Source organism: Nitrosarchaeum koreense MY1 (assembly GCF_000220175.1).
Classification (GTDB): domain Archaea; phylum Thermoproteota; class Nitrososphaeria; order Nitrososphaerales; family Nitrosopumilaceae; genus Nitrosarchaeum; species Nitrosarchaeum koreense.
On record NZ_AFPU01000001.1, the window covers coordinates 843,370 to 862,597 of the forward strand.

The window sequence follows — 19,228 nt, forward strand, 5'->3', positions numbered from 1 at the left end:
AATCAATAGGGATTCTAGGTGAAGCATGATTGTCTCAAGAGAATAATCAGACAGATTATTTTAATAAAAAAGTATCGCAATATTATAGAACGAATATTCTAATGTTATCAGAACATGTCAGGGTTTCTGAAGCATGTACAATATTAAAAAAAAAAGATCTAGATGAAATTATTGTAGTGGATGAATTGTATAATCCACTAGGGATAGTTACAGATGAGGATATTTTGACAAAATTAAGTGAGTCATTTGTCAATCCAACAAAGACCACCCTAGGAGACATCATGATATTTCCATTAATCACAATTAGAGAAAATCAAACAATTTCTGAAGCACTTGCAATAATGCGTGAGAAAAAAATTCGAAAATTAGCAGTATTATCAAACAGCGAGATGGTGGTCGGAATGCTTTACTTGGATACAATAGCAAGTCTTGTCAAAAGATCATTGATCAAACAACAAAAACAATCCACATTTTTAGGAATTATTTGGAATCTCGGCGTCATATTGCAATTTACTGGTGTATTGATGTTCATTCCAGGAATTGTTGCAACAGTACTAAACGACTCTGTTGTTGCAACTGGAATATACCTAATGTCAATTTTATTAATAATTTCTGGTTTTTTCATGAATTCTTATGGCCAAAAACATCCTTTGACATTAAGAGGAACTGCAATTCTAGTTTTTGCAAGTTTCATAATTTTAGTATTGTTTGGTATGATACCTCAACTTTTTGTAATTGATTTTGAGTCTAATGATCTTCTAGAATTATTTGCAGATGGATTTTTTGAAAGTGCTGCCGGATTTACAACTGGAGGGTTTTCTCTTGTACAAAATCCTGAAGACTTACCAAGAAGTTTTACATTTTATCGTGGATATGCCCAGTTTGTAGGAGGTTTGAGCTTTATCTACCTGATTGTAACTGTGTTTTATTCAGAAAGACAAATCAAAATGATGAGAGGGTTAATTTCAGGAAATGTTCCACATCTAAAAAATTTACTTGCAACAATCACAATAATTTTTTCAATTTATGCAATATCAATTGCTTTACTATTATTTTATTTAGGCGAAGGTGAAATATTAGACGATTTTGCATTAGCATTTAGTGCATTATCAACAGGCGGTACTAGTCCAGATTCTAAGATATTTGATGATTTTACTACACCAAAATACATAGTATTGATGGCTGCAATGATACTTGGGTCACTGCCATTTAGTGTACATTATGCATTTGTTAGAAAAAAATTTCTTACAATTAAATTAACTAAAGAGGCATTAGTGTATCTAAGTCTACTAGTTATTTTTTGTATTACATTCACGTTATCAATGGGGCTAAATTGGCAAGAAGGGATATTTAACATGATTTCAGCAAGTACAACTACAGGATTTCAAACAGTAAATCTAGAGAACATAAATCCACTTGCACTTACAATAATCACCACTGCCATGGTAATTGGAGGATGTGGATTTTCTACAGCAGGAGGTATCAAGATTTTCAGATTTATGCATCTAGCAAAAATCAGACATATCTTTAATCGAAAAAACGCACAGATATCTGAATCAGATAAAAAAGACATCATAGTTGGAATTATAATTTTGGCAGTATCTGTGATTGTTCCACTTTTAATTGCCACATACATGTATACAATAGGATATGATTTTCAAAATGCATTTTTTGACGGAGTTTCTGCCATTACAACCACTGGACATGGGGCAGGAACTGTCAGCTCAGAGTTGGATCCTACAATGACGATAATATTTGGATTTTTAATGATACTTGGAAGAATTGAGATAATTTTACTAGTGTATTTATTCATTCCAAAACTAATGAATTAAATCTAAAATATAACATAACTTGTTTGGAAAAAACTATTCAGTAAATATTAGTTCCAAAAATAATTTCAAAATATTGTGTAAATAGAAGAGCGCAAGTATTATTTACAGTTAAATTTCGCATATAGAAGTGGACCCACACAAATTTCATGGTAAGGATATTCCTCACATAAAATTAGATCCAAATATGACAATTGAGGATCTGGTAGATGTTTTTGCAAGTTCAGGATACAACGGTAGACAACTTGGAGAAGCTGCAAAGCTGTTTGCAAAAATGATCAAAGAAGATGCAACCATATGCCTAACGGTATCAGGAGCAATGACACCTGTAGGGTTTGGTGGAATTATCAAAACTTTGATAGAGCGAGGATTCATTGACTGGATCATAACAACTGGTGCCAATGTCTATCACGAAGATCATTTTGCTTGGGGCTTACCTGTTAAACAAGGACATTTTGATGTTGACGATATGAAGTTGTATGAAAATGAAATTGTACGAATTAGAGACGTATACATAAAATTTCATGAGACATTAGAAGCTGAAGATTTAATCATTCAGAAATTATTTGCAAATGATTTTACAGATAAACCGTTTACAACTGCAGAATTTTGTAATTTGTTGGGAAAAATGAGTAAAGAAAAAGCCAAACATCCAGAAAAAAGCTTTATCACAACAGCATACGAGTATGATGTTCCTGTGTACATTTCCACAATGAAGGATTCATCTATAGCAATGAATCTAGCAGTGCATAGATTACATGATAAGGTATACAAATTAGATTTTGTCAAAGAGATAATCGAACAGGCTGCGATTTTATATAATTCAAAAAAATCAGGCATATTGGAGCTTGGAGGAGGAGTTCCAAAGAATACTGCTCAGCAAACAGGCCCAATGTTAGACCAGATATTGCAAAGAAATGATGGAGGTCAAGACTACGTAATACAAATTACAGATGCAAGACCAGACACAGGAGGTTTATCAGGTGCAACATTACAAGAAGGAAAAAGCTGGGGCAAAGTGCAAGATGCGCATCACGATATGATTACAGTGTATGCAGATTCAACAATTGCATTTCCTATTTTAGCATTATATGTTCTCAGTAATCAAAAATCAAGAGAACCAAAAAGACTGTACAAGAAATTAGGAAAATATTATGACAAGCTTCAAGCAGATTATTTGAAAAAACCTACTGAAACTAAAAAACAAAAAACAAGAAGAGTAAAGAAAACCTAAAACTTGTCAAAACGGGCACGTTCTAGATCTCTATCATCTTTAGATTCTTTTTTCCATTCTTTGTAATGTTCTTTACAAAGAACCGTTTTTTTGCCTACAGAAACTACACGGAATCCGGCATTTTCTACTTTGGTCGTATTTAATGAACGGGCTCCTTCTTTGTCACAGCCATCGACATTACATTTTGCACCTTTTGAAACAATACCCATGATTATGGATAAATTTGATGTTATTTATATTTGAGAAAAATCAACTTTATCAATATGGTTTTTTAATATATGATTTAAAAAATCAATATTATACATCGTTTATAAGAGGAATATTTTTTTCTGACAACATGGGTGGAACAAAAAAAGTCAGTCCAGCAAAACAGGACAAGACTCAAAATTCAAAGGATGGAAAAGATCCAAAAGATTCAAAGAAGAGTCGAAAAGATAGAGGTGAGAGTGGTCCACGTAAAGCAGAGATTACAGTAATGGTAAATGAAGCAGAAGCAATCAAAATAATCAAAAACTCTAAAGTTGTAACAGTTCATGATCTTGCAAGACAAACAGGAGTTAAAATTTCAGCAGCAAACGCATTTTTAATAGAGTCAACAAAGAAAGGGATTGTAAAACGTACCGGTGGGTATAGCGGACATTACATCTATCAAGCAGTTTCCTCATAGAGACAAAAAACATCTCCAGATTTCACATCTTTTAGTGCATCAATGTTTTCTAACATCTTTCCAATAGGAGTCATAATTTTTCCAGGAGAAGCATCATCAATAAAAAAACAGATACTGCCAGTAGAAGATAAAAAAGCAATATCTCCTTTTTTGAATTCTTTTGTGGATCTTTCGATTCCAGAATCAAGTGTCGTTTCAAAATAAGCAATATGTTTTCCCAGAAAATGAGCGTGTCCTTCTAATGGCAAAGATCTCATTATCGTTCCAACTGTCCTTGGAGATAAATGGCGTTTTAGATCACAGTGGATCTTTGTTTTTCCCTTAATTTCCAAAATTAGCTGTTTTCGCGAGACTGAAGGCGAGCTCAATTTGTAGTTTAAAATTATTGGATTATATAACGCTTTGAGAGAATTTGGGTACTTGTCGGATTCTAACGAAGCTGAATTAATTGTAGAAGAACCAGAAGAATATGTAGAAGCTCCTGAAGTAGAGGAAGTTTTTGAAGGAGATGTAGAGATAAACACGGGATTAAACAAAGCATTAGATACTTATCGAAAATTAATTGAAAAAAATGAAGGTCTAGAACCATTAACTGAAAAACAACAAGAAGCACTAGAAAAAAGAATTAAAGAGATTGAATCACGAGAAGTTGTTGAAACAATTTCAGAACATGATCCAGTAGAAATCCCATGTGAAAAAGGCAAGATAACAATTGGCCCTCCAACACTAACAAGATTTGAAAAGGCAAGAATTATGGGAGCAAGAGCATTACAATTATCATTAGGAGCACCTCCATTCATTCCAATTCCAAAAACTGCCAGAATATCACTAGATATATCCATGGAAGAATTAGAACAAAAAGTGATACCAATCACCATAAGAAGAGTACTCCCTAATGGAGATTATCAAAACATACCAATAGAATACTTTGATTAAGTGAATCAATCGTCGATAAAACTTAATAGAACACAAAATTGCGAATTATTGAATAATGCTCATGGAAGAGATTAAAAAAGAATATGGTCAAGAGCAGATCAACAAACCTGAGACGACTATACTTCACATCAGAAACGACCCAGTAATGCAAGTAGCTCTAGATGTATTACCAATTTTAGGAAATAAAAAGAAAGTAATACTTCGAGCAGTTGGAAATTCGATTCCAAATGCAGTTGCAGTTGCAAATATTATTACTGAAAAGATGTTACATGGGAATTCAAAAGTCGAGAAGATAAAACTAGACACTGAAGCAGCTGCGGGGATTGGAAGAATGACTTCAAATATAGAAATTATTTTAATTAAAACCTAGTATACGCTGCCAGGACCCTTTAGAAGCATGTTTTCACATTCTTTACAAACTTGTTCATCTATATCAGATTCTAAATTATGATGAATTTCACAAATCAACAAGCTTGATTTGATATAATTACAAAGACCAATAAATTTTGAAAGACTAGATGGGGTATAAGCCATATCAGAAGATAAACTATCAGTTAACTCATCAATTAGAGTAGAGACTTGTTTTTCTGCCAAAAGTTTTGCAATCAAAGATGGATCACCACGAGTTCCACGAATGTAGTTGCTAATAGCTGCTTGTGTAACTCCAAGCATTTTTGAAATTTCGTCTTCACGAATATTATGATCTTCAGCTAATTTTTTAGCAAGAATTGCACGTAATGCAGGAATCAATGTCTTTGATTCGATTTCTGCTGGAAGTAACATCACTCCACAAAGTTTCGATAAAGGATTTAAAGTTTGCAATGCATAAAGTTGCCTAAACGGTAGATTAATCAATAATTAATTAGGCTAACCTATTTTAGTTTCAAAAATATAATTGACTCATTGGAAGATATTTCTAAAAAATTGTATGAAATTTTAAAAGAATCATGTGAATCATGCAAATCAAACTCAATAGCAATATCAGGAGGATTAGATAGTACAATCATAGCATATTTTATAAAAGAACGAAAACCAAAGCCAATTGCAATAATAGCAAAAGACTTTGTTGCAAGTGATCTTACATACTCTCAAAGAGTATCAAAAGAATTTAACATACCATTAACAATCAATCAAGTAAGCACCACCGATATTTTAAATGCCATAGAAGAAACCATAAAAATTCTAAAAAACTTTAACGATATTGAAATCAGAAATAATGTGGTCATGTACCTAGCAATAAAGTGGGCAAAGGATCAAAACAGTTCAGGAATTATTACAGGTGACGGCGCAGATGAGTTATTTGCAGGATATAATTTTTTGATAAAAAAATCCGAAGAAGAACTAGAAAAAGAGATACAAAGAGTATGTTCTGTAATGCATTTTCCAACACATGAGATAGGTAGAGCATTAGGAATAACAGTTGAATCACCGTTTTTGAATGAAAATGTCATAGAATTTGCAAAGACAGTTCCATCAAACCTCAAAGTTAGAGAAGAAAAAACAAAGAGGTATGGGAAATGGATTCTCAGAAAAACATTTGAGAAAAATATTCCAATGCAAATAGCATGGAGAGAAAAATCCCCCATGCAGGATGGGGCAGGTACCGCAGGACTTTCAAATTTATTTGATTCTGTGATAAACGATCAAATATTTTTAGAAAAGAAAAAGAAAATACAAGATGCAGATGAAGTCACAATAAGGACAAAGGAATCCATGTATTATTATGAAATTTATAGAAAATTATATCAAATACCTACAAAGAAACAAGACTCCGAGTCATGTCCTTATTGCAATTTCAATGTAGAAGAATCAAAATTTTGTCGTATGTGTGGAGCTTTTCCAATTTAGATATTTTTCTTCCATTTTTTTGGTTTTCGAATAAAAATTTTCCTGCATCCATTACAACAAAAAAATAGTTTCTTCCCATCATATTCATGAGTTACTGCTAATTCTTCAGAAAGTTCAATTCCACAAACTGGATCTACTGGCACAAATTTTTTCACAGATCATTTCTATTTATAGATATGTTGAATTAGATCAGAAGGCAGGGTGAAAATTATGAGTGAATTATTTTCAATATTTTCTTTGGAAGTACACCATAATCAGCGTCAGGTTCTGAAACAACATACAAAATATCATCATTAATGAGAAAACTAATTGCTAATGCACGTTCTCTTGATGCTAATGCAAAATTTACTGGGCCCAATTGTTTATCAAATTCTTTTCTCATTTTTACTCTCAATGCAAGTTCCATAAAGATCATCTCGTCATCTTTTTCATTTTCTAATGGCTCAACATTTTCTTTCATTCCACCAGCAACCAATCTTCCTCGCTCATTAATTACTCCAGCAAATCTAATTTTGGGGTCTAATGACAAAATTGTTTTACAAATAGCAGAATAATCAAAAATCTTAGAAGACAAATTTCTGATTATAATCTCAGATTACCCATTTATTATCTTTCCATAGAATTCATAGATTTAACACATGAATAAACAATTTTTGAAATTATGAAGTTAGTTTCTTAACTAATGCAAGAAACTCATCTTCAGGCATTGGAGGAATTTTCATTATTTCAAGATTTTCAGAAACGTGTGATGGGGATTTTTGTCCTACCAGTGGAGATATTACACCTGGAGATGAACGAATAAACTGCAAGGCACGAAGTGATGGTTTTAGTTCATTAAATTCTGGCATTGCACCTGGTGTCAACAATCGTCCTTGCATTAACGGCACACTTGTAAACACTCCAACATTTAATTTGGATGCGGCTTCTAATATTGAAACAGGTTTTCCTGCAAGTGTTTGGTTCTTTGTAAGTAATGCTTGATCATAGTACATGTTAAACGGAAGTTGAATGAATCTAAATCCATGATTTTCACCACCAATAGTTTTTGCCAATTCTACTGTATCTTCTAATGAAAGATATTGTGAATTATCAAAAGAAACTCGAAAACATTCCCATGTTGCCATACCATAAAATTTTATTTTTCCTTCTCTTCGTTTTTGCTCATATAATTCAAAGACTAGTTTTAGATTTTCCAAAAACTTTTCTTTTGAGATATCTTTGATTTGACCCTCTACAGCATTATGCAAATATATCAAATCAACACAATCTAAACCAAGATTTTTCATACTACGTTTTAGTTGATCATCAAGGTACCTAGGAGTCATGCAATGGTATCCTGATGACACATCACCTTCTTTCAGTATCCCTTTTTGAGTATATTCGGTTTTAATATATTCCCAAAATTCTTGTTTTACATCAGCGTCATTTGTGATATATCCATTTTTTGTACTAATGAAAAGTTGATCACGAGTAATTTTTCCTTCATTGATTAATTCAGAGATTGCTTTTCCAACAGAACGTTCAGCTTTTTGTGCTCTATAATTAATTGCAGTATCAATCACATTAATTCCAGATAAAACAGATTGTTTTACTGCATTTTTTACAAGTTCGTCTGTCTGTTCATTTGGATCTCCAAGATAGGTGCCAATACCAACATTAGACAATTCAAGGCCATGTGTTTTCTTAAAATTTAATGAATTTACGCTTGAATTTTTAGCAAATTTGGCTGTACCTTCAGATGTAGCAAATCCGGTAATCATAAAAATCGTCAAACGTTACTGAATTTATGTTTAGTTGATCAATACAGCATCAAACAAAAAACTTAGTACAAACAATGCACCAGTGATTCTGCTAAACTTTAGTGTATTAGACATTGAGGGAATCAATTCATCCACAGTATCAAAATTTTTCTTGAGTTCAAGACCTGCCTTTATCAATAACGGAATACCAAGTATTGTAATAATGGACAGTATTGGAAAAATTCCTAAAGAGATTCCAGTAAAAATTACAAAATATGAAATTAAAGGAAAAATCCAAAAAACAAATGTTGCCCTTTTTTTACCTAATGCTATCACCAAAGTTTTTCGTCCTTTAGATTTATCTGCATCATGATCCGGAAACGATGCAATAAACAAGACCAAAGAAGACAAAACTCCTACAACTATTCCTCCTAAAATCGGTTCAATGGTAATTTGATTGGATTGTATAAAAAAAGTTCCAAGCACTATCATCGCACCTTTTACTGTAACAAAAAATTCTGCAAGTCCAGAGTCTACAATTTTTGTAGAGTAAAAATAGATAGATAAAATTGCAAATCCCAAAATTGTAACAATAATTATTCCATCAGTAAATACAAAATAAAATCCAATTATGGAACCTAAAATCAAAAATCCAATTCCGGCACGATAAACAGATGATGGTTTGAGTAATCCCTCTGGCAAAACACCTGTTCCTCCACTCATTTTGGTTCGTTTAGTAGAGGTGTCTATTCCTCTTTTGTAATCCCAGTAATCATTTAACAAGTCAACACTAGCATGAAGCGCCATTACACCAGCAAACGTCAAAAAAGCATCAAAGGGATCAATAGTCGAATTTAGACGCCAACTTATTGCTAGACCAAGCGACACAGCTATAACTGAGGCTAAAAGAAACTTGATCCGTATCACTCTAAGCCATACAGAGATCATCAAAGATTGAAAACAAACACAATATAATATCTCTATGTAAAAACATAATAAAAAATAGAATAATTTTTAATATAAAAAGTACATTAAAACATCAAATTCAAATTATAAATTTAGTAAAATAAAAAAAGAAAAAAAGATTAATCGTACTTGTTCTTATCATCGTACTTGTTCTTATCATCGTACTTGTTCTTATCGTAGTGATCATTATGATCATCATATTCATTGTCATGATCATCATTATGATTTCCATAATGATTATCATCTTTAACGTCATCATCCATAGGATCTGTAAATGAATAAGTAACATCAATAATTCCAGTATCAATTGAATTACATTCAACATAGATTCCATTAATTCCATTAACATTTGCCAGAGTCACAGTTGTGCATTCGGGAAAATTAACAATGTCATTAATGTCTGTTGGGAAGTTATTTTGTTCGTAGACGTTAACGGCGATTAAGGTTCTTGTATTTAGTAGTGCAGGATCTGCAATAAACACATCATCGTGGTTATCAGGATCAAATGGATTGATCAAGATACAAGGCGGAGTAATTAGATCACAGCTATCAAGACTAGTGGTATTTTCATAATTAAAAGACAATGAATTCACATACAAGTTAGCATTAGAACTGCTTTGTCCTCCATTTTCACGATGTTCGTTTTTGTCATATGTTGCAAAGACATTGCTACTAACTGACACAGAGCCAATCAAGATTCCAGCAATTACAAATATCGACATAAGATGTAATGTATTAGTCATTAAAAATAATCACAATAGATAGTTATTATAAAAATGTGAGTTCTAGATGAACAACATTTTTAAAAATTTATTAAATTAAAGTTCTTCTTCTTCCCAATCTTCTTCTAATGGAGCTTTTGATTTTTTCAAAAACAATACAACTAGCACACCAATCAAAAGTATTGCAGCAATAATTACATAAACAATCCATTCAGGCAAATCAAGATCCACGGTATTCAAAGTTTTATCTGGAGAATCAACGTTAATTGTTAATGTATCCTTTCCTTCAGAATAACCTTCAGCAGTTGCAATAAGATTCAATGAGATGCTAGGACCGTTTGTCGCAGTCAATCTAACAACTGCACTCCCATCAGGACCTGTTTGTATTACATCAGGGACAACCAGAGAATTTCCATCGGTATTTATTTTAATAGATGCGCCTGCAACAGATTCGGCATTTTCATCATCGATAAATAATTTAATTTCAACAGGTTCATCAACAGGAATTTGATCAGCCAAACCACTTGTGAATATTTTCAATTTTGTCAATGAAGAATCAGTACTAATTTCAGATTCAGTTCCTATCACACCTTTTGCACTTGCTGAAATCACAGAATTACCAATTACGCCAGTAGTTTCAATTGGGAATAATGCATAAGAGACACCAGAAGGAATTACAGCATCATCAATTACTTGCACTAGACTTTCTTTAGAGGAAGTGATTTTAGACTTTACATCATATGTAGGAATAATTGGATTGCCTTGAAGATCAACAATTTGCACTATGCCAAAATTTTTGTCATGATTTGCATTTATTTTATCCATAGGAAGCAACACGGACATCTTAGATGAGGGTTGAGTCACAAAGGTTTTTTTGGTTTCAAGTGATAAATCAGCACCTTCTCCAATTGGAACCACTTTCAAATCAATAAAATTTTCATCTTCAGTTATTGTAAACGAGTCACTGCGAAGTGTTGCAAATGCAAAAGTTGTGTCCTTTTTAATTTCAATTATGCCATTGGTAGGCGTAACAAGATACTTTGAATCATGTTTTAGTACTTTTGGCCTATCTTGACTATCTATTGCAATCAAAAATACATCAAAATTTCCCTCACGATCAAACAATATTGTATTCTGACCCGTTGGTGAGAAAATCCTAGCTTCTTTTTGTTCAAGTGTATTAACAACCTCAGTTAAAACAGAATCAGATCCTACACCCTGAACTGATGCAGAAATCAAAACAGGTCCACTTTTTTGTCCTGAATTAATTGTAGCAGTACCAAAAGAATTACCTACCTCAATTTTACCAATGTCCTTAATTGTAACTAGTTTTGAATCACCAGAGATAACATTTAATTTTTTGACATACCCATCAGCATAATAATTTTCATTTGTTTGGATTGGATAAAATTCACCATCTTTTAGATCATCAATAGTTAAAATTATAATATCTTCATCTTCTTCAGTTTCTTCAGTATCTTCAGTTTCTTCAGTAATTGGATTTCCATTTTCATCAACATCATCATCTTCTACTGCAATTACTTGATAAGTTACAATACTAGTAGCATTACTAGGAATTCTTTCTGGAATGAATAATTGTATGTCTTTTTCAGTTATTTTATCATTATCAATGTTAATTGATTTTCCCACTGTTGAAAATGTATCAGTAGCAATTCCATATCCTTCTGCACTGACACCAATTTTGATATCATTGGCAAGTAAATGAGAGAGATCTAAATTCTGTCTGAGATAATAACCAAACTGACCTTTTTTAATTACAGTTTTTACTTCTTTCATAGTATCATCTAATTTATCACCAACTGAATATTGATCATTTGAGAAAAAATTTAATTTAATATCTTCAGGAGTGATTGTAGGATTTCCATCAGAATCAACTACGCTGACAAAAATATCTATTTGTTTTTTAACATCAGCATTAATTAATTTTGGAAAAACGTTAATGGTTAAAGAAGCAGGAAGTGTTGAAGATATCTTTATGCTTTTTGCAGTATCTAAATTAGATTCATTTTGAATTGCACGTAAGAATGTATTTCCAACTTTTTGATGAGTTTCAAGAGTCCCCCAGGCATAATATTCACCCTTTTTTATTGTCAGAACATCAGAATTTGGCATAGCTAATGATTTTTCATATTCTAAATTAACATTTACGTCAAATGGTGCTCTAATAATGTAATTATCAGAGGTTCGAAGATAAACAGAAAAAGGCATTTTAGAATTTACATGCATGTCATCTGAAGGCAGATTTAATTCCAAGATAAGATCATCGGGGAGATGAGTTTCATTGTTACCTATCTGAATTTTTTGAGAAGATGTTTTTGAGTTTAATGATGCAGTAATTACAGCATTACCTGTTGAATTTCCAACAGATACATCAAATGAAGCATATTCTTCATTTGCTTTTAAGATAATTTTTTCCGGAACAGATACCAAAGTAGAGTTATCAGAGAACAGTGTAAACATCACATCTTTAGATGATGTGATTGGAGTCCCACTTTTACTTAGAATGAAAATATATCCAATGTGATGAACGCCTTGTCCTTCATCAATATGAGAGGGGGTAATTGATAACTTGATAGAATAATCAGTAAGTGAATCAAGATTTTGAGCAGATACAGATTGTAAATGTAGAGGCAATAAAACTATAATTGTTAAAAGAAAGATGAGAGATTTTTTGTGAGTCATTTTTGTTTACCATAAAAAGTAAAAAAGGTGGGGTTAACCACTTTGTTGACCTGCTATTACTGTCCCTACAAAGACTGCACCGTTAGCTGTTGTCAGCTTGAACTGTGTATCTCTACCATTTTTGATGTTTTCACCAAGATTCATTACAATAGTTACTTGTTGTCCCGGTTGAAGTTCGGCTGATGATGTACTCAAAAATGATCCTGGTCCAGATGTAAGAACACTATATTGACCAGCGATAGGAGTACCAGTGCTGGTATAGTTGTACACTGAACCACCAAATCTAACTTCACCTAAAGTGACCTTGCCTACACTGTTACTTTGTAGATATACGGATACATCTTCACCTAAGACAAGACCGTTTCCAGGAGTATTTCCAGCTGCAAATGATGTGCCATCATGATTTAATAAATTAGTACCATCAGAGGCATCATAACCAGTGAATTTCAGAGATTCGATGTTTGGGGAACCGCTTACTTGAGCAGAACTAAAGAATCCTTGTGAGAACACAAAGACAATACTTCCACCCACTACAGCGATAGCGACTAAAAGAAGTGTTGCAATGATTGGAGCAACTGCTCTTCTAGAGGTCATTTTTTGTTTTTTTGACGTTATGTATGTCATTCTTGATTGTATAAAATTAAAAAAGATGTTAAAGAGATCTGTGTTCAAAATGCACTACATTTTGCAAAAGTGTGCATTTGTAATTAAAAATGAACAAAATTATGAACCGTTTACTTGTAAAACAATCTCATTTAATGGACCAATTGAAAAATTATTGGTAGTCTGTCCTTGCGCTAAAACATACATTACATACATTTGATCGTTTGTGACATTGGGAGCTTTTGCACTAAATTGTATTGTATCTGCTTGGTTAGATGCATCTCCCAAATTGGTTGAAGTTGTACCGATTATTTGAGTAGAACCATCACCGAAAGTGGTAATTGTCGGAGGATTTACAAAACCGTAGTTATTTACAATTTGCACATCAGTCCAATCTTTTGGAACATTAATAATTAATTGCGCCCCAGATTTTATCCAAGTACTAGTACTAGTATCAAGATCAGCAAAAACAACATTAAATGTTTGAGTGCTACCTGGAACTATCCCTGTTCTTGTAGATTGTATATCAGCATTATTTCTAGAATCTACAATACTAGAAAGATAGACATTACCAATTACTTCAGTACCATCAAACATAGTAGTCTGATATCCAGATTTACCAAATGAACCAACTGTTGTAAATACGGATGCCTGCACCACTACAGTTTCTAGAATATTTTGTCCAGCAATAGTTCCTGGCAAAACCCTTACAAGAAATTGCTGGGTGGAGTTTGGAGCAATTACTACAGGATTAGCGTAATTTTGCCACATAATTACATTCTCAGAAGGACAATTCCAACTATTTGTTCCAGTTGGAAAAATATTAACTGCACCACAGCTTGCAGCAAATATTTTATCATTGTTATTTGCCCCAGGAGCAAATGCAGTGATGGATAATTTACTTACTTCCATTGGAGCATTTACGGGGTTAGCCACATTGATACCCCATAATGCTTTATCATTTGAATCCCCTTGAGGGGAAGGAATTATTAAAAACAATTTTGGTCTGGCAAGTAAATCTTCATTTATGATATTGTAATTCTGGTCTCCTTCCGTGCTTTCTGTAGGTAATCTCAATATACTTACATCAGAAATTGTATTACTGATAATAGTAGGACCGTTAAGCTCTATACCACTAGCATAACTAGAAAAATTAACAGGATCACCATTTGAACCAGATATTGTATAATCCCAAGAAAACAAAACAGATTCTCCAGGCGTAAGATCAACAGATACGGGAATTGGAGAAGAGGATGCAACAATTGCAAGTGCAGGAGTAACAGTTAGTGGACCAGGTGAAACATCTTCAATGATTGTAGAACCAGTATTAGTCACTACCATTGCAATAGTTACATTTTGTCCAATAATGACATCTGGAGGATTTGTGATCAGTTCTGCACGCAACCCGCTAGAAGAAGGTCCAGCACCTATAGTTAGTTCCGCAGTTCTAACAGTACCCAATGTAGAAATTACCTTTACATCATATGTGTCAGGAACGATGTAAAGCGGTTGAGTGGACAAAACATTGGATGTAAAACCAGTTGGAACAAAAGCATCATCAGAAGTAACAGTGAAAGGTGTTGCAGGTTGAGTTGGCAAAGTTTTATTTGTAATCCATATACGAGATATCTCTACTGGGTTTTGGCCGTTATTATCAACTGAGACATTTAAGATATTATCGGCATCTGCAAAAACTGCAATTCCAAATTGTTCTTGTTGTTTTTTTAGTTCAATATCTGCAACCACTCTTTGTGTATTTACAATATCAGTTTGAGAATCAAGAGCAAGACTCATTGCAGAAAAACCAGCAATCATCAAAACAGTAAAGATTAACGCACCTACAACAGATGAAATTCCACGCCTAGAATTGGAAGTATGTGAGAAAATACGGGTCATCTTGCATTACCACTCTCAATTAAAAATTCTACAAGGCTAATACTACCAATATTTAGAAAAACACGTATTCCCTTATTTAACAAAATATCTGAATCGTCATCACCAAGCTTAATCAAAAGATTAACAGTTTCACCACTTTTAATTTCATTAGTAATAGATTGAACAGTTGATGAATCAGAAATTATGGAAAACATTCCATCATGAGGATAGTTACCTCCAGAAGAAATATCCTGCAAAGTGTTCAAAGTAGCACCAGATGTTTGGATATCCCAAGAATGATGTACATTATTTAATTGAATATTCTCCAAAAAGACTGAATTGATACTGTTGTTTTTAATTTTAATTATAATAAATTCAGAACCACCATTTGATGGAATCTTATCTGAATTTATTACAGAACATGTACCACCGCATAATTTACTATCAAATTCATTATCAAGATTAGATATTTGCAACAAAGTAGTAGAATCACGTGTGTCATATCCCAACAATTTGATTGATTTTGTTGCAGTATCTAACGATGAAGCAGTAGCCAAATTTCCAGAGATAAATGAATCATTTACAAAATAAGTCAGAGTTGTGGCACCAGCTACAGTAATCCCCATAAGCAACATTGTCGAAATGATATCTGTGATACCTCGCCGTTTAGATCCACGAGATTGTTTTCTCAATTTTAACATCAAATAATTTTTCATTTCAATCCTATGTGTTGTACGGACTAGCTACAGTAGAAAAGAAATTACCTTTTGAGGTGGTGATAGAAATTTTATATTCAGATGTACGATATGTTGGATCATCCCAAGTTTGTGAATTTAGATTTGCATTGATAATAACAGGATCACTTGATTCTTTTATCTGGATGGTAGTACCAACACTCTCATCCCAATTTACAAGAATATTTTGAGTATCAATCTTTACAACAGTTATGCTTTCGATTGTGGATTCTGTCGTGCCAATATTTGCCAGATATAGTATGATTTGATCAGTTCCAGGCTCAAATCGGACATGCTCAAACATCAGATTTTCTCGAAATGCCTCGTTTTTTGGTTTGTCATGAAAAGTCAAATCATATGAAAATGCATTGATTTGATTCATGCCATTAAACAGAACTACAGAACCGATAGACGTAACAACTCCCAAAATTACAACACTACCCATGACTTGACTTACTGCGCGTCTTTTTTTTAGTGAGTTAGATAATGTGCATTTCATTTACGACCACCAATATTTGCATACCAAACAGAAACAAATTCCTCTACACGTGAAATAATTTTTGAAAAATCAGGATCAGAAATCAAGTTTATTCCATAATGTGTTGCCAAACTTTCTACTCCATCTTTAACATCAGATACGGTAACAAAGAAAGTATTTTTGGGATCAATATCTAATTTAGGAATTAAAACAGAATTCATATCAGATTCATCGACTCCGGAAGATTGATTTTTAATAAAAATTAAAATTGAATCGTCATTTGATTTACTTTTACCAAAAATTGGAATTTCATGCACATTTCCACTCTTCCCTTTAACACGAGCGTTTAATTCGGCAGAAAAATTAAAACCATTTAACAATTTCATCAATTCATCTTTTATTTGAGTGGTATCAGAAACATTAGAGATGTCAGAATTCTTTAATTTGTAACAAAATGTAGTTATGAATTTTCCTGAATTTGTATCAAAATCATGATCATGATTTCTACAATGAAGTTTTATAACTGCATTATCAAATTTCTCTATACAGTCTTCACATTGATACCACATTGCAGGAACACGAATTTCTTTATCAAAATTTTTGATTTCTTTCATACAAGAGGGACAAATTGAATGCGCGGTGTTTGAAAAATCAAACTTCTTGCTTTCAGCGATATAGCCACATTTTTTATGTTCAAACAAGTTTAATTTTTCTACATTCATAGAATGGCATTTAGGACAATACAATCTCATGCTTGATGAAAAAACTGTAGGATGTAATGGGCAGACGATTAATTTTTCATAGATGTGTTTAGCTAAAATTCCATCTGAGACTAGATCATCTAAATACAATACATTGTCATGAGGTTCTCCTATTTTGGACAGAATTGGATAGTAGATGTGACCCTTGGTATAATCAATGAATGGTTTAATCGTTTTATCATCTAATTTTTGTACCTCCTGAATCAGATTCACAGATTTACTAGTTGAGGGTCTAGGTAAATCAGGCTCAAAATTTGCGTTTGGGGTAAGTTCTTCATTAGTATCTGATTCCTTTTTTAAAAACGAAGAAATTCCACCAGCGTGTGGAAATTTAGAATCGGGTTTGGATTTAGATCCACTAGGTTTTCGTCCAAACATCAAGTGTCCACCTCACAAGATAAGAGCGTAACACATACCATGGCTACATGTATTAACTAAAACCACAGTAAAAGCAAAATGTTGTTCAAATGAACGAACAAGCGTTAAAAGACAAAGAGGTTATAAAAATACCTAAAAATGAGGCTAAATATATTTAAGAATAAAATTTCAGCAGTACAAAAAATACAATATAACCATAAAAATATTGTAAAATCAAATGAAAATAAAATAGAAGACACATCTCAACCTGTTAAAGAAAATGAAAAGAAAATTCCACAATTTATGACACTTTCAAAGTTAGATTGGGATAATAATGAGATTCATGCAGGAATAATAAAAGATCCAACAGCAAAAGGAGGATTAAGGTATCAAGTTATAGAGCCAGCATTAACAGAAAGAGACCAAAAAGCTTTTGACATTATTAAAAAACTGTTAATGACAGAACTTTCAGTATCACTTGGAGACATTAAATCAAAAAAAGATGCAGAGAGAAGACTAAAAAATAAAATTGCAATAATGATTAAAAAATACAGATTAAAAATTCCACCAAAAAATATTGAAAGGATAAATTATTTTGCAGTTCGAGATTTCGTGTATCTTGGAAAAATTGAACCACTTATGAGAGATCATATGATTGAAGAAATAAGTTGTGATGGGACAAATATTCCAATTTATGTATGGCATAGAGAACATGAATCAATTCCAACAAACATAATCTTCAAAAATGAAGCTGAATTAAATAATTTTGCAAGAAAAATGGCATATGTTTGTGGAAAACATGTATCAGTTGCAGATCCAATCATAGACGCATCGTTGCCGGGTGGAAGCAGAATCAATCTAACACTAGGTCATGAAATTACAAAAAGAGGTAGTACATTTACAATCAGACGTTTCAGAGCAGATCCAATTACAGTAATTGATTTAATCAAATTTGGAACAATGTCAGTAGATATTGCGGCATACATGTGGTATCTCGCTGAAAAACGTGCTACAATGCTTATTGCAGGAGGTACTGCAAGCGGAAAGACTACTGCTCTAAATGCCCTTGCGACATTTATCAGACCTGGACAAAAAGTAGTCAGCATAGAAGACACGCAAGAATTGAATCTGCCTCATGAAAATTGGATTCCAGCTGTTTCAAGGCAGAGTTTTACAGATACACAGATTGGAGAAATCAATCAATTTGATCTACTCAGAGCGGCACTTAGACAAAGACCAGATATAATTATTGTAGGAGAAACTAGAGGAAGAGAGGCTTATACATTATTTCAGGCAATGGCGACAGGTCACGGAGGATTTTCGTCAATACATGCTGATTCAGTTGATGCAACATTAACAAGATTAACATCTTCGCCAATGGACGTTCCAAAATCGCTCATTTCAAACAGTCTTGATTTGATCACATTGCAGCTAAAAATCAGAATTGGTGAAAAATCGGCAAGAAGAATAATTCAAGTATCAGAAATAAACGGTATTGATGAAAAAACTGGAGAAATTAAAACCCATGAGATATTCAAATGGAATCCAAAAGAAGACAGACATGAATTCATGGGAGATAGTGTAGTGTTTAGTAAAATAAAAGAAAGAGATGGGGATACAGATGAAAAGATCAATTATGAATTAACAAAAAGACGACTAGCGTTAGAATGGATGGCAAAAAAAGACATTCGTGATCACAAAGAAGTCTCAAATAACATCATGGAGTATTACTCGGATCCTGAAAGATACTATGAAAGAAAGAGGTTAGAGATGTAA

The 19,228-nt window shown here is 32.9% G+C and carries 21 protein-coding genes; 7 read left to right on the plus strand and 14 right to left on the minus strand.

Annotated elements, in window-relative coordinates; all coding sequences use genetic code 11:
* The first annotated feature begins 29 nt into the window (after positions 1–29).
* Together MY1_RS04945 and MY1_RS04950 are read left to right on the plus strand one after the other, a co-directional pair.
* Positions 30–1,832 (plus strand): potassium transporter TrkG, encoded by a 1,803-nt coding sequence (locus MY1_RS04945; protein WP_007550671.1) that lies wholly within the window; start codon positions 30–32, stop codon positions 1,830–1,832.
* Positions 1,833–1,959: 127 nt separating this feature from the next.
* Positions 1,960–3,063, plus strand: a complete 1,104-nt coding sequence (locus tag MY1_RS04950; RefSeq protein ID WP_007550672.1) for a homospermidine biosynthesis protein — start codon at positions 1,960–1,962, stop codon at positions 3,061–3,063.
* Here MY1_RS04950 and MY1_RS04955 read toward each other — a convergent pair.
* Positions 3,060–3,272: a hypothetical protein gene (locus tag MY1_RS04955; protein ID WP_007550673.1), complete on the minus strand. Its 213-nt coding sequence runs from the start codon at positions 3,270–3,272 to the stop codon at positions 3,060–3,062. The genes MY1_RS04950 and MY1_RS04955 overlap by 4 nt on opposite strands.
* 128 nt (positions 3,273–3,400) lie before the next feature.
* Between MY1_RS04955 and MY1_RS04960 the strand changes: the two genes are divergently transcribed.
* Positions 3,401–3,730, plus strand: a complete 330-nt coding sequence (locus MY1_RS04960; RefSeq protein ID WP_048110423.1) for a 30S ribosomal protein S25 — start codon at positions 3,401–3,403, stop codon at positions 3,728–3,730.
* Here MY1_RS04960 and MY1_RS04965 read toward each other — a convergent pair.
* Positions 3,712–4,098: a cyclophilin-like fold protein gene (locus MY1_RS04965; RefSeq protein WP_048109748.1), complete on the minus strand. Its 387-nt coding sequence runs from the start codon at positions 4,096–4,098 to the stop codon at positions 3,712–3,714. The genes MY1_RS04960 and MY1_RS04965 overlap by 19 nt on opposite strands.
* 52 nt (positions 4,099–4,150) lie before the next feature.
* On the opposite strand from MY1_RS04965, the gene MY1_RS04970 reads away from it, so the two are divergent.
* Positions 4,151–4,666 carry a DNA-directed RNA polymerase subunit K gene (locus tag MY1_RS04970; protein ID WP_048109751.1) on the plus strand — a complete coding sequence of 172 codons (516 nt, stop codon included), beginning with the start codon at positions 4,151–4,153 and terminating at the stop codon, positions 4,664–4,666.
* A 61-nt stretch (positions 4,667–4,727) separates the two neighbouring features.
* Positions 4,728–5,036: a ribonuclease P subunit p25 family protein gene (locus tag MY1_RS04975; RefSeq protein ID WP_007550677.1), complete on the plus strand. Its 309-nt coding sequence runs from the start codon at positions 4,728–4,730 to the stop codon at positions 5,034–5,036.
* Here MY1_RS04975 and MY1_RS04980 read toward each other — a convergent pair.
* Positions 5,033–5,449, minus strand: coding sequence for a transcriptional regulator (locus MY1_RS04980; RefSeq protein WP_007550678.1), 417 nt, complete (start codon positions 5,447–5,449; stop codon positions 5,033–5,035). The two genes, MY1_RS04975 and MY1_RS04980, sit on opposite strands and share 4 nt — an antisense overlap.
* Positions 5,450–5,569: 120 nt before the next feature.
* Here MY1_RS04980 and MY1_RS04985 point away from each other — a divergent pair, with 120 nt between their 5' ends.
* Positions 5,570–6,514 (plus strand): asparagine synthase C-terminal domain-containing protein, encoded by a 945-nt coding sequence (locus MY1_RS04985; RefSeq protein WP_007550679.1) that lies wholly within the window; start codon positions 5,570–5,572, stop codon positions 6,512–6,514.
* Here the strand turns inward: MY1_RS04985 and MY1_RS04990 are convergent.
* The 11 genes from MY1_RS04990 to MY1_RS05040 form a co-directional block, all read right to left on the minus strand.
* Complete coding sequence (locus tag MY1_RS04990) at positions 6,511–6,657, minus strand: YHS domain-containing protein (RefSeq protein ID WP_007550681.1); 147 nt, start codon at positions 6,655–6,657, stop codon at positions 6,511–6,513. The genes MY1_RS04985 and MY1_RS04990 overlap by 4 nt on opposite strands.
* A gap of 65 nt (positions 6,658–6,722) precedes the next feature.
* Complete coding sequence (locus MY1_RS04995; RefSeq protein WP_048109756.1) at positions 6,723–7,088, minus strand: DUF6659 family protein; 366 nt, start codon at positions 7,086–7,088, stop codon at positions 6,723–6,725.
* Between the two features lie 85 nt (positions 7,089–7,173).
* Positions 7,174–8,274 carry an aldo/keto reductase gene (locus tag MY1_RS05000; protein ID WP_007550685.1) on the minus strand — a complete coding sequence of 367 codons (1,101 nt, stop codon included), beginning with the start codon at positions 8,272–8,274 and terminating at the stop codon, positions 7,174–7,176.
* 30 nt (positions 8,275–8,304) lie between these two features.
* Complete coding sequence (locus tag MY1_RS05005; RefSeq protein WP_048109758.1) at positions 8,305–9,201, minus strand: prenyltransferase; 897 nt, start codon at positions 9,199–9,201, stop codon at positions 8,305–8,307.
* 137 nt (positions 9,202–9,338) lie between these two features.
* A complete protein-coding gene (locus tag MY1_RS05010) occupies positions 9,339–9,962 on the minus strand; it encodes a hypothetical protein (protein WP_007550688.1) in 624 nt (207 codons plus the stop codon).
* A gap of 75 nt (positions 9,963–10,037) precedes the next feature.
* Entirely contained in the window at positions 10,038–12,644 is a 2,607-nt protein-coding gene (locus MY1_RS05015; RefSeq protein WP_007550689.1) for a hypothetical protein, read from the minus strand.
* Between the two features lie 33 nt (positions 12,645–12,677).
* On the minus strand, positions 12,678–13,268 hold the full coding sequence (locus tag MY1_RS05020) for an archaellin/type IV pilin N-terminal domain-containing protein (RefSeq protein ID WP_007550690.1): 591 nt from the start codon (positions 13,266–13,268) through the stop codon (positions 12,678–12,680).
* A gap of 99 nt (positions 13,269–13,367) precedes the next feature.
* Positions 13,368–15,143: a hypothetical protein gene (locus tag MY1_RS05025; protein ID WP_048109760.1), complete on the minus strand. Its 1,776-nt coding sequence runs from the start codon at positions 15,141–15,143 to the stop codon at positions 13,368–13,370.
* Complete coding sequence (locus tag MY1_RS05030; protein WP_237698837.1) at positions 15,140–15,823, minus strand: hypothetical protein; 684 nt, start codon at positions 15,821–15,823, stop codon at positions 15,140–15,142. The genes MY1_RS05025 and MY1_RS05030 overlap by 4 nt, the downstream gene beginning before the upstream one ends.
* Before the next feature lie 22 nt (positions 15,824–15,845).
* Entirely contained in the window at positions 15,846–16,355 is a 510-nt protein-coding gene (locus MY1_RS05035; protein ID WP_048109762.1) for a hypothetical protein, read from the minus strand.
* The gene (locus MY1_RS05040) at positions 16,352–17,473 is read right to left on the minus strand and encodes a TackOD1 domain-containing metal-binding protein (RefSeq protein WP_007550694.1); all 1,122 of its coding nucleotides are present in this window, start codon (positions 17,471–17,473) and stop codon (positions 16,352–16,354) included. The genes MY1_RS05035 and MY1_RS05040 overlap by 4 nt, the downstream gene beginning before the upstream one ends.
* A 138-nt stretch (positions 17,474–17,611) precedes the next feature.
* On the opposite strand from MY1_RS05040, the gene MY1_RS05045 reads away from it, so the two are divergent.
* Entirely contained in the window at positions 17,612–19,228 is a 1,617-nt protein-coding gene (locus MY1_RS05045) for a type II/IV secretion system ATPase subunit (protein ID WP_007550695.1), read from the plus strand.

Bases quoted from the DNA above. Each gene is read 5' to 3' on its own strand.
- MY1_RS05005 (WP_048109758.1), bottom strand. From the start codon at position 9,201: ATGATCTCTGTATGGCTTAGAGTGATACGGATCAAGTTTCTTTTAGCC.
- MY1_RS05040 (WP_007550694.1), bottom strand. From the start codon at position 17,473: ATGTTTGGACGAAAACCTAGTGGATCTAAATCCAAACCCGATTCTAAA.
- MY1_RS05000 (WP_007550685.1), bottom strand. From the start codon at position 8,274: ATGATTACCGGATTTGCTACATCTGAAGGTACAGCCAAATTTGCTAAA.
- MY1_RS05015 (WP_007550689.1), bottom strand. From the start codon at position 12,644: ATGACTCACAAAAAATCTCTCATCTTTCTTTTAACAATTATAGTTTTA.
- MY1_RS05045 (WP_007550695.1), top strand. From the start codon at position 17,612: ATGAGGCTAAATATATTTAAGAATAAAATTTCAGCAGTACAAAAAATA.
- MY1_RS04960 (WP_048110423.1), top strand. From the start codon at position 3,401: ATGGGTGGAACAAAAAAAGTCAGTCCAGCAAAACAGGACAAGACTCAA.
- MY1_RS05035 (WP_048109762.1), bottom strand. From the start codon at position 16,355: ATGAAATGCACATTATCTAACTCACTAAAAAAAAGACGCGCAGTAAGT.
- MY1_RS05020 (WP_007550690.1), bottom strand. From the start codon at position 13,268: ATGACATACATAACGTCAAAAAAACAAAAAATGACCTCTAGAAGAGCA.
- MY1_RS05030 (WP_237698837.1), bottom strand. From the start codon at position 15,823: ATGTTAAAATTGAGAAAACAATCTCGTGGATCTAAACGGCGAGGTATC.
- MY1_RS05010 (WP_007550688.1), bottom strand. From the start codon at position 9,962: ATGACTAATACATTACATCTTATGTCGATATTTGTAATTGCTGGAATC.
- MY1_RS04980 (WP_007550678.1), bottom strand. From the start codon at position 5,449: ATGTTACTTCCAGCAGAAATCGAATCAAAGACATTGATTCCTGCATTA.
- MY1_RS05025 (WP_048109760.1), bottom strand. From the start codon at position 15,143: ATGACCCGTATTTTCTCACATACTTCCAATTCTAGGCGTGGAATTTCA.
- MY1_RS04975 (WP_007550677.1), top strand. From the start codon at position 4,728: ATGGAAGAGATTAAAAAAGAATATGGTCAAGAGCAGATCAACAAACCT.
- MY1_RS04955 (WP_007550673.1), bottom strand. From the start codon at position 3,272: ATGGGTATTGTTTCAAAAGGTGCAAAATGTAATGTCGATGGCTGTGAC.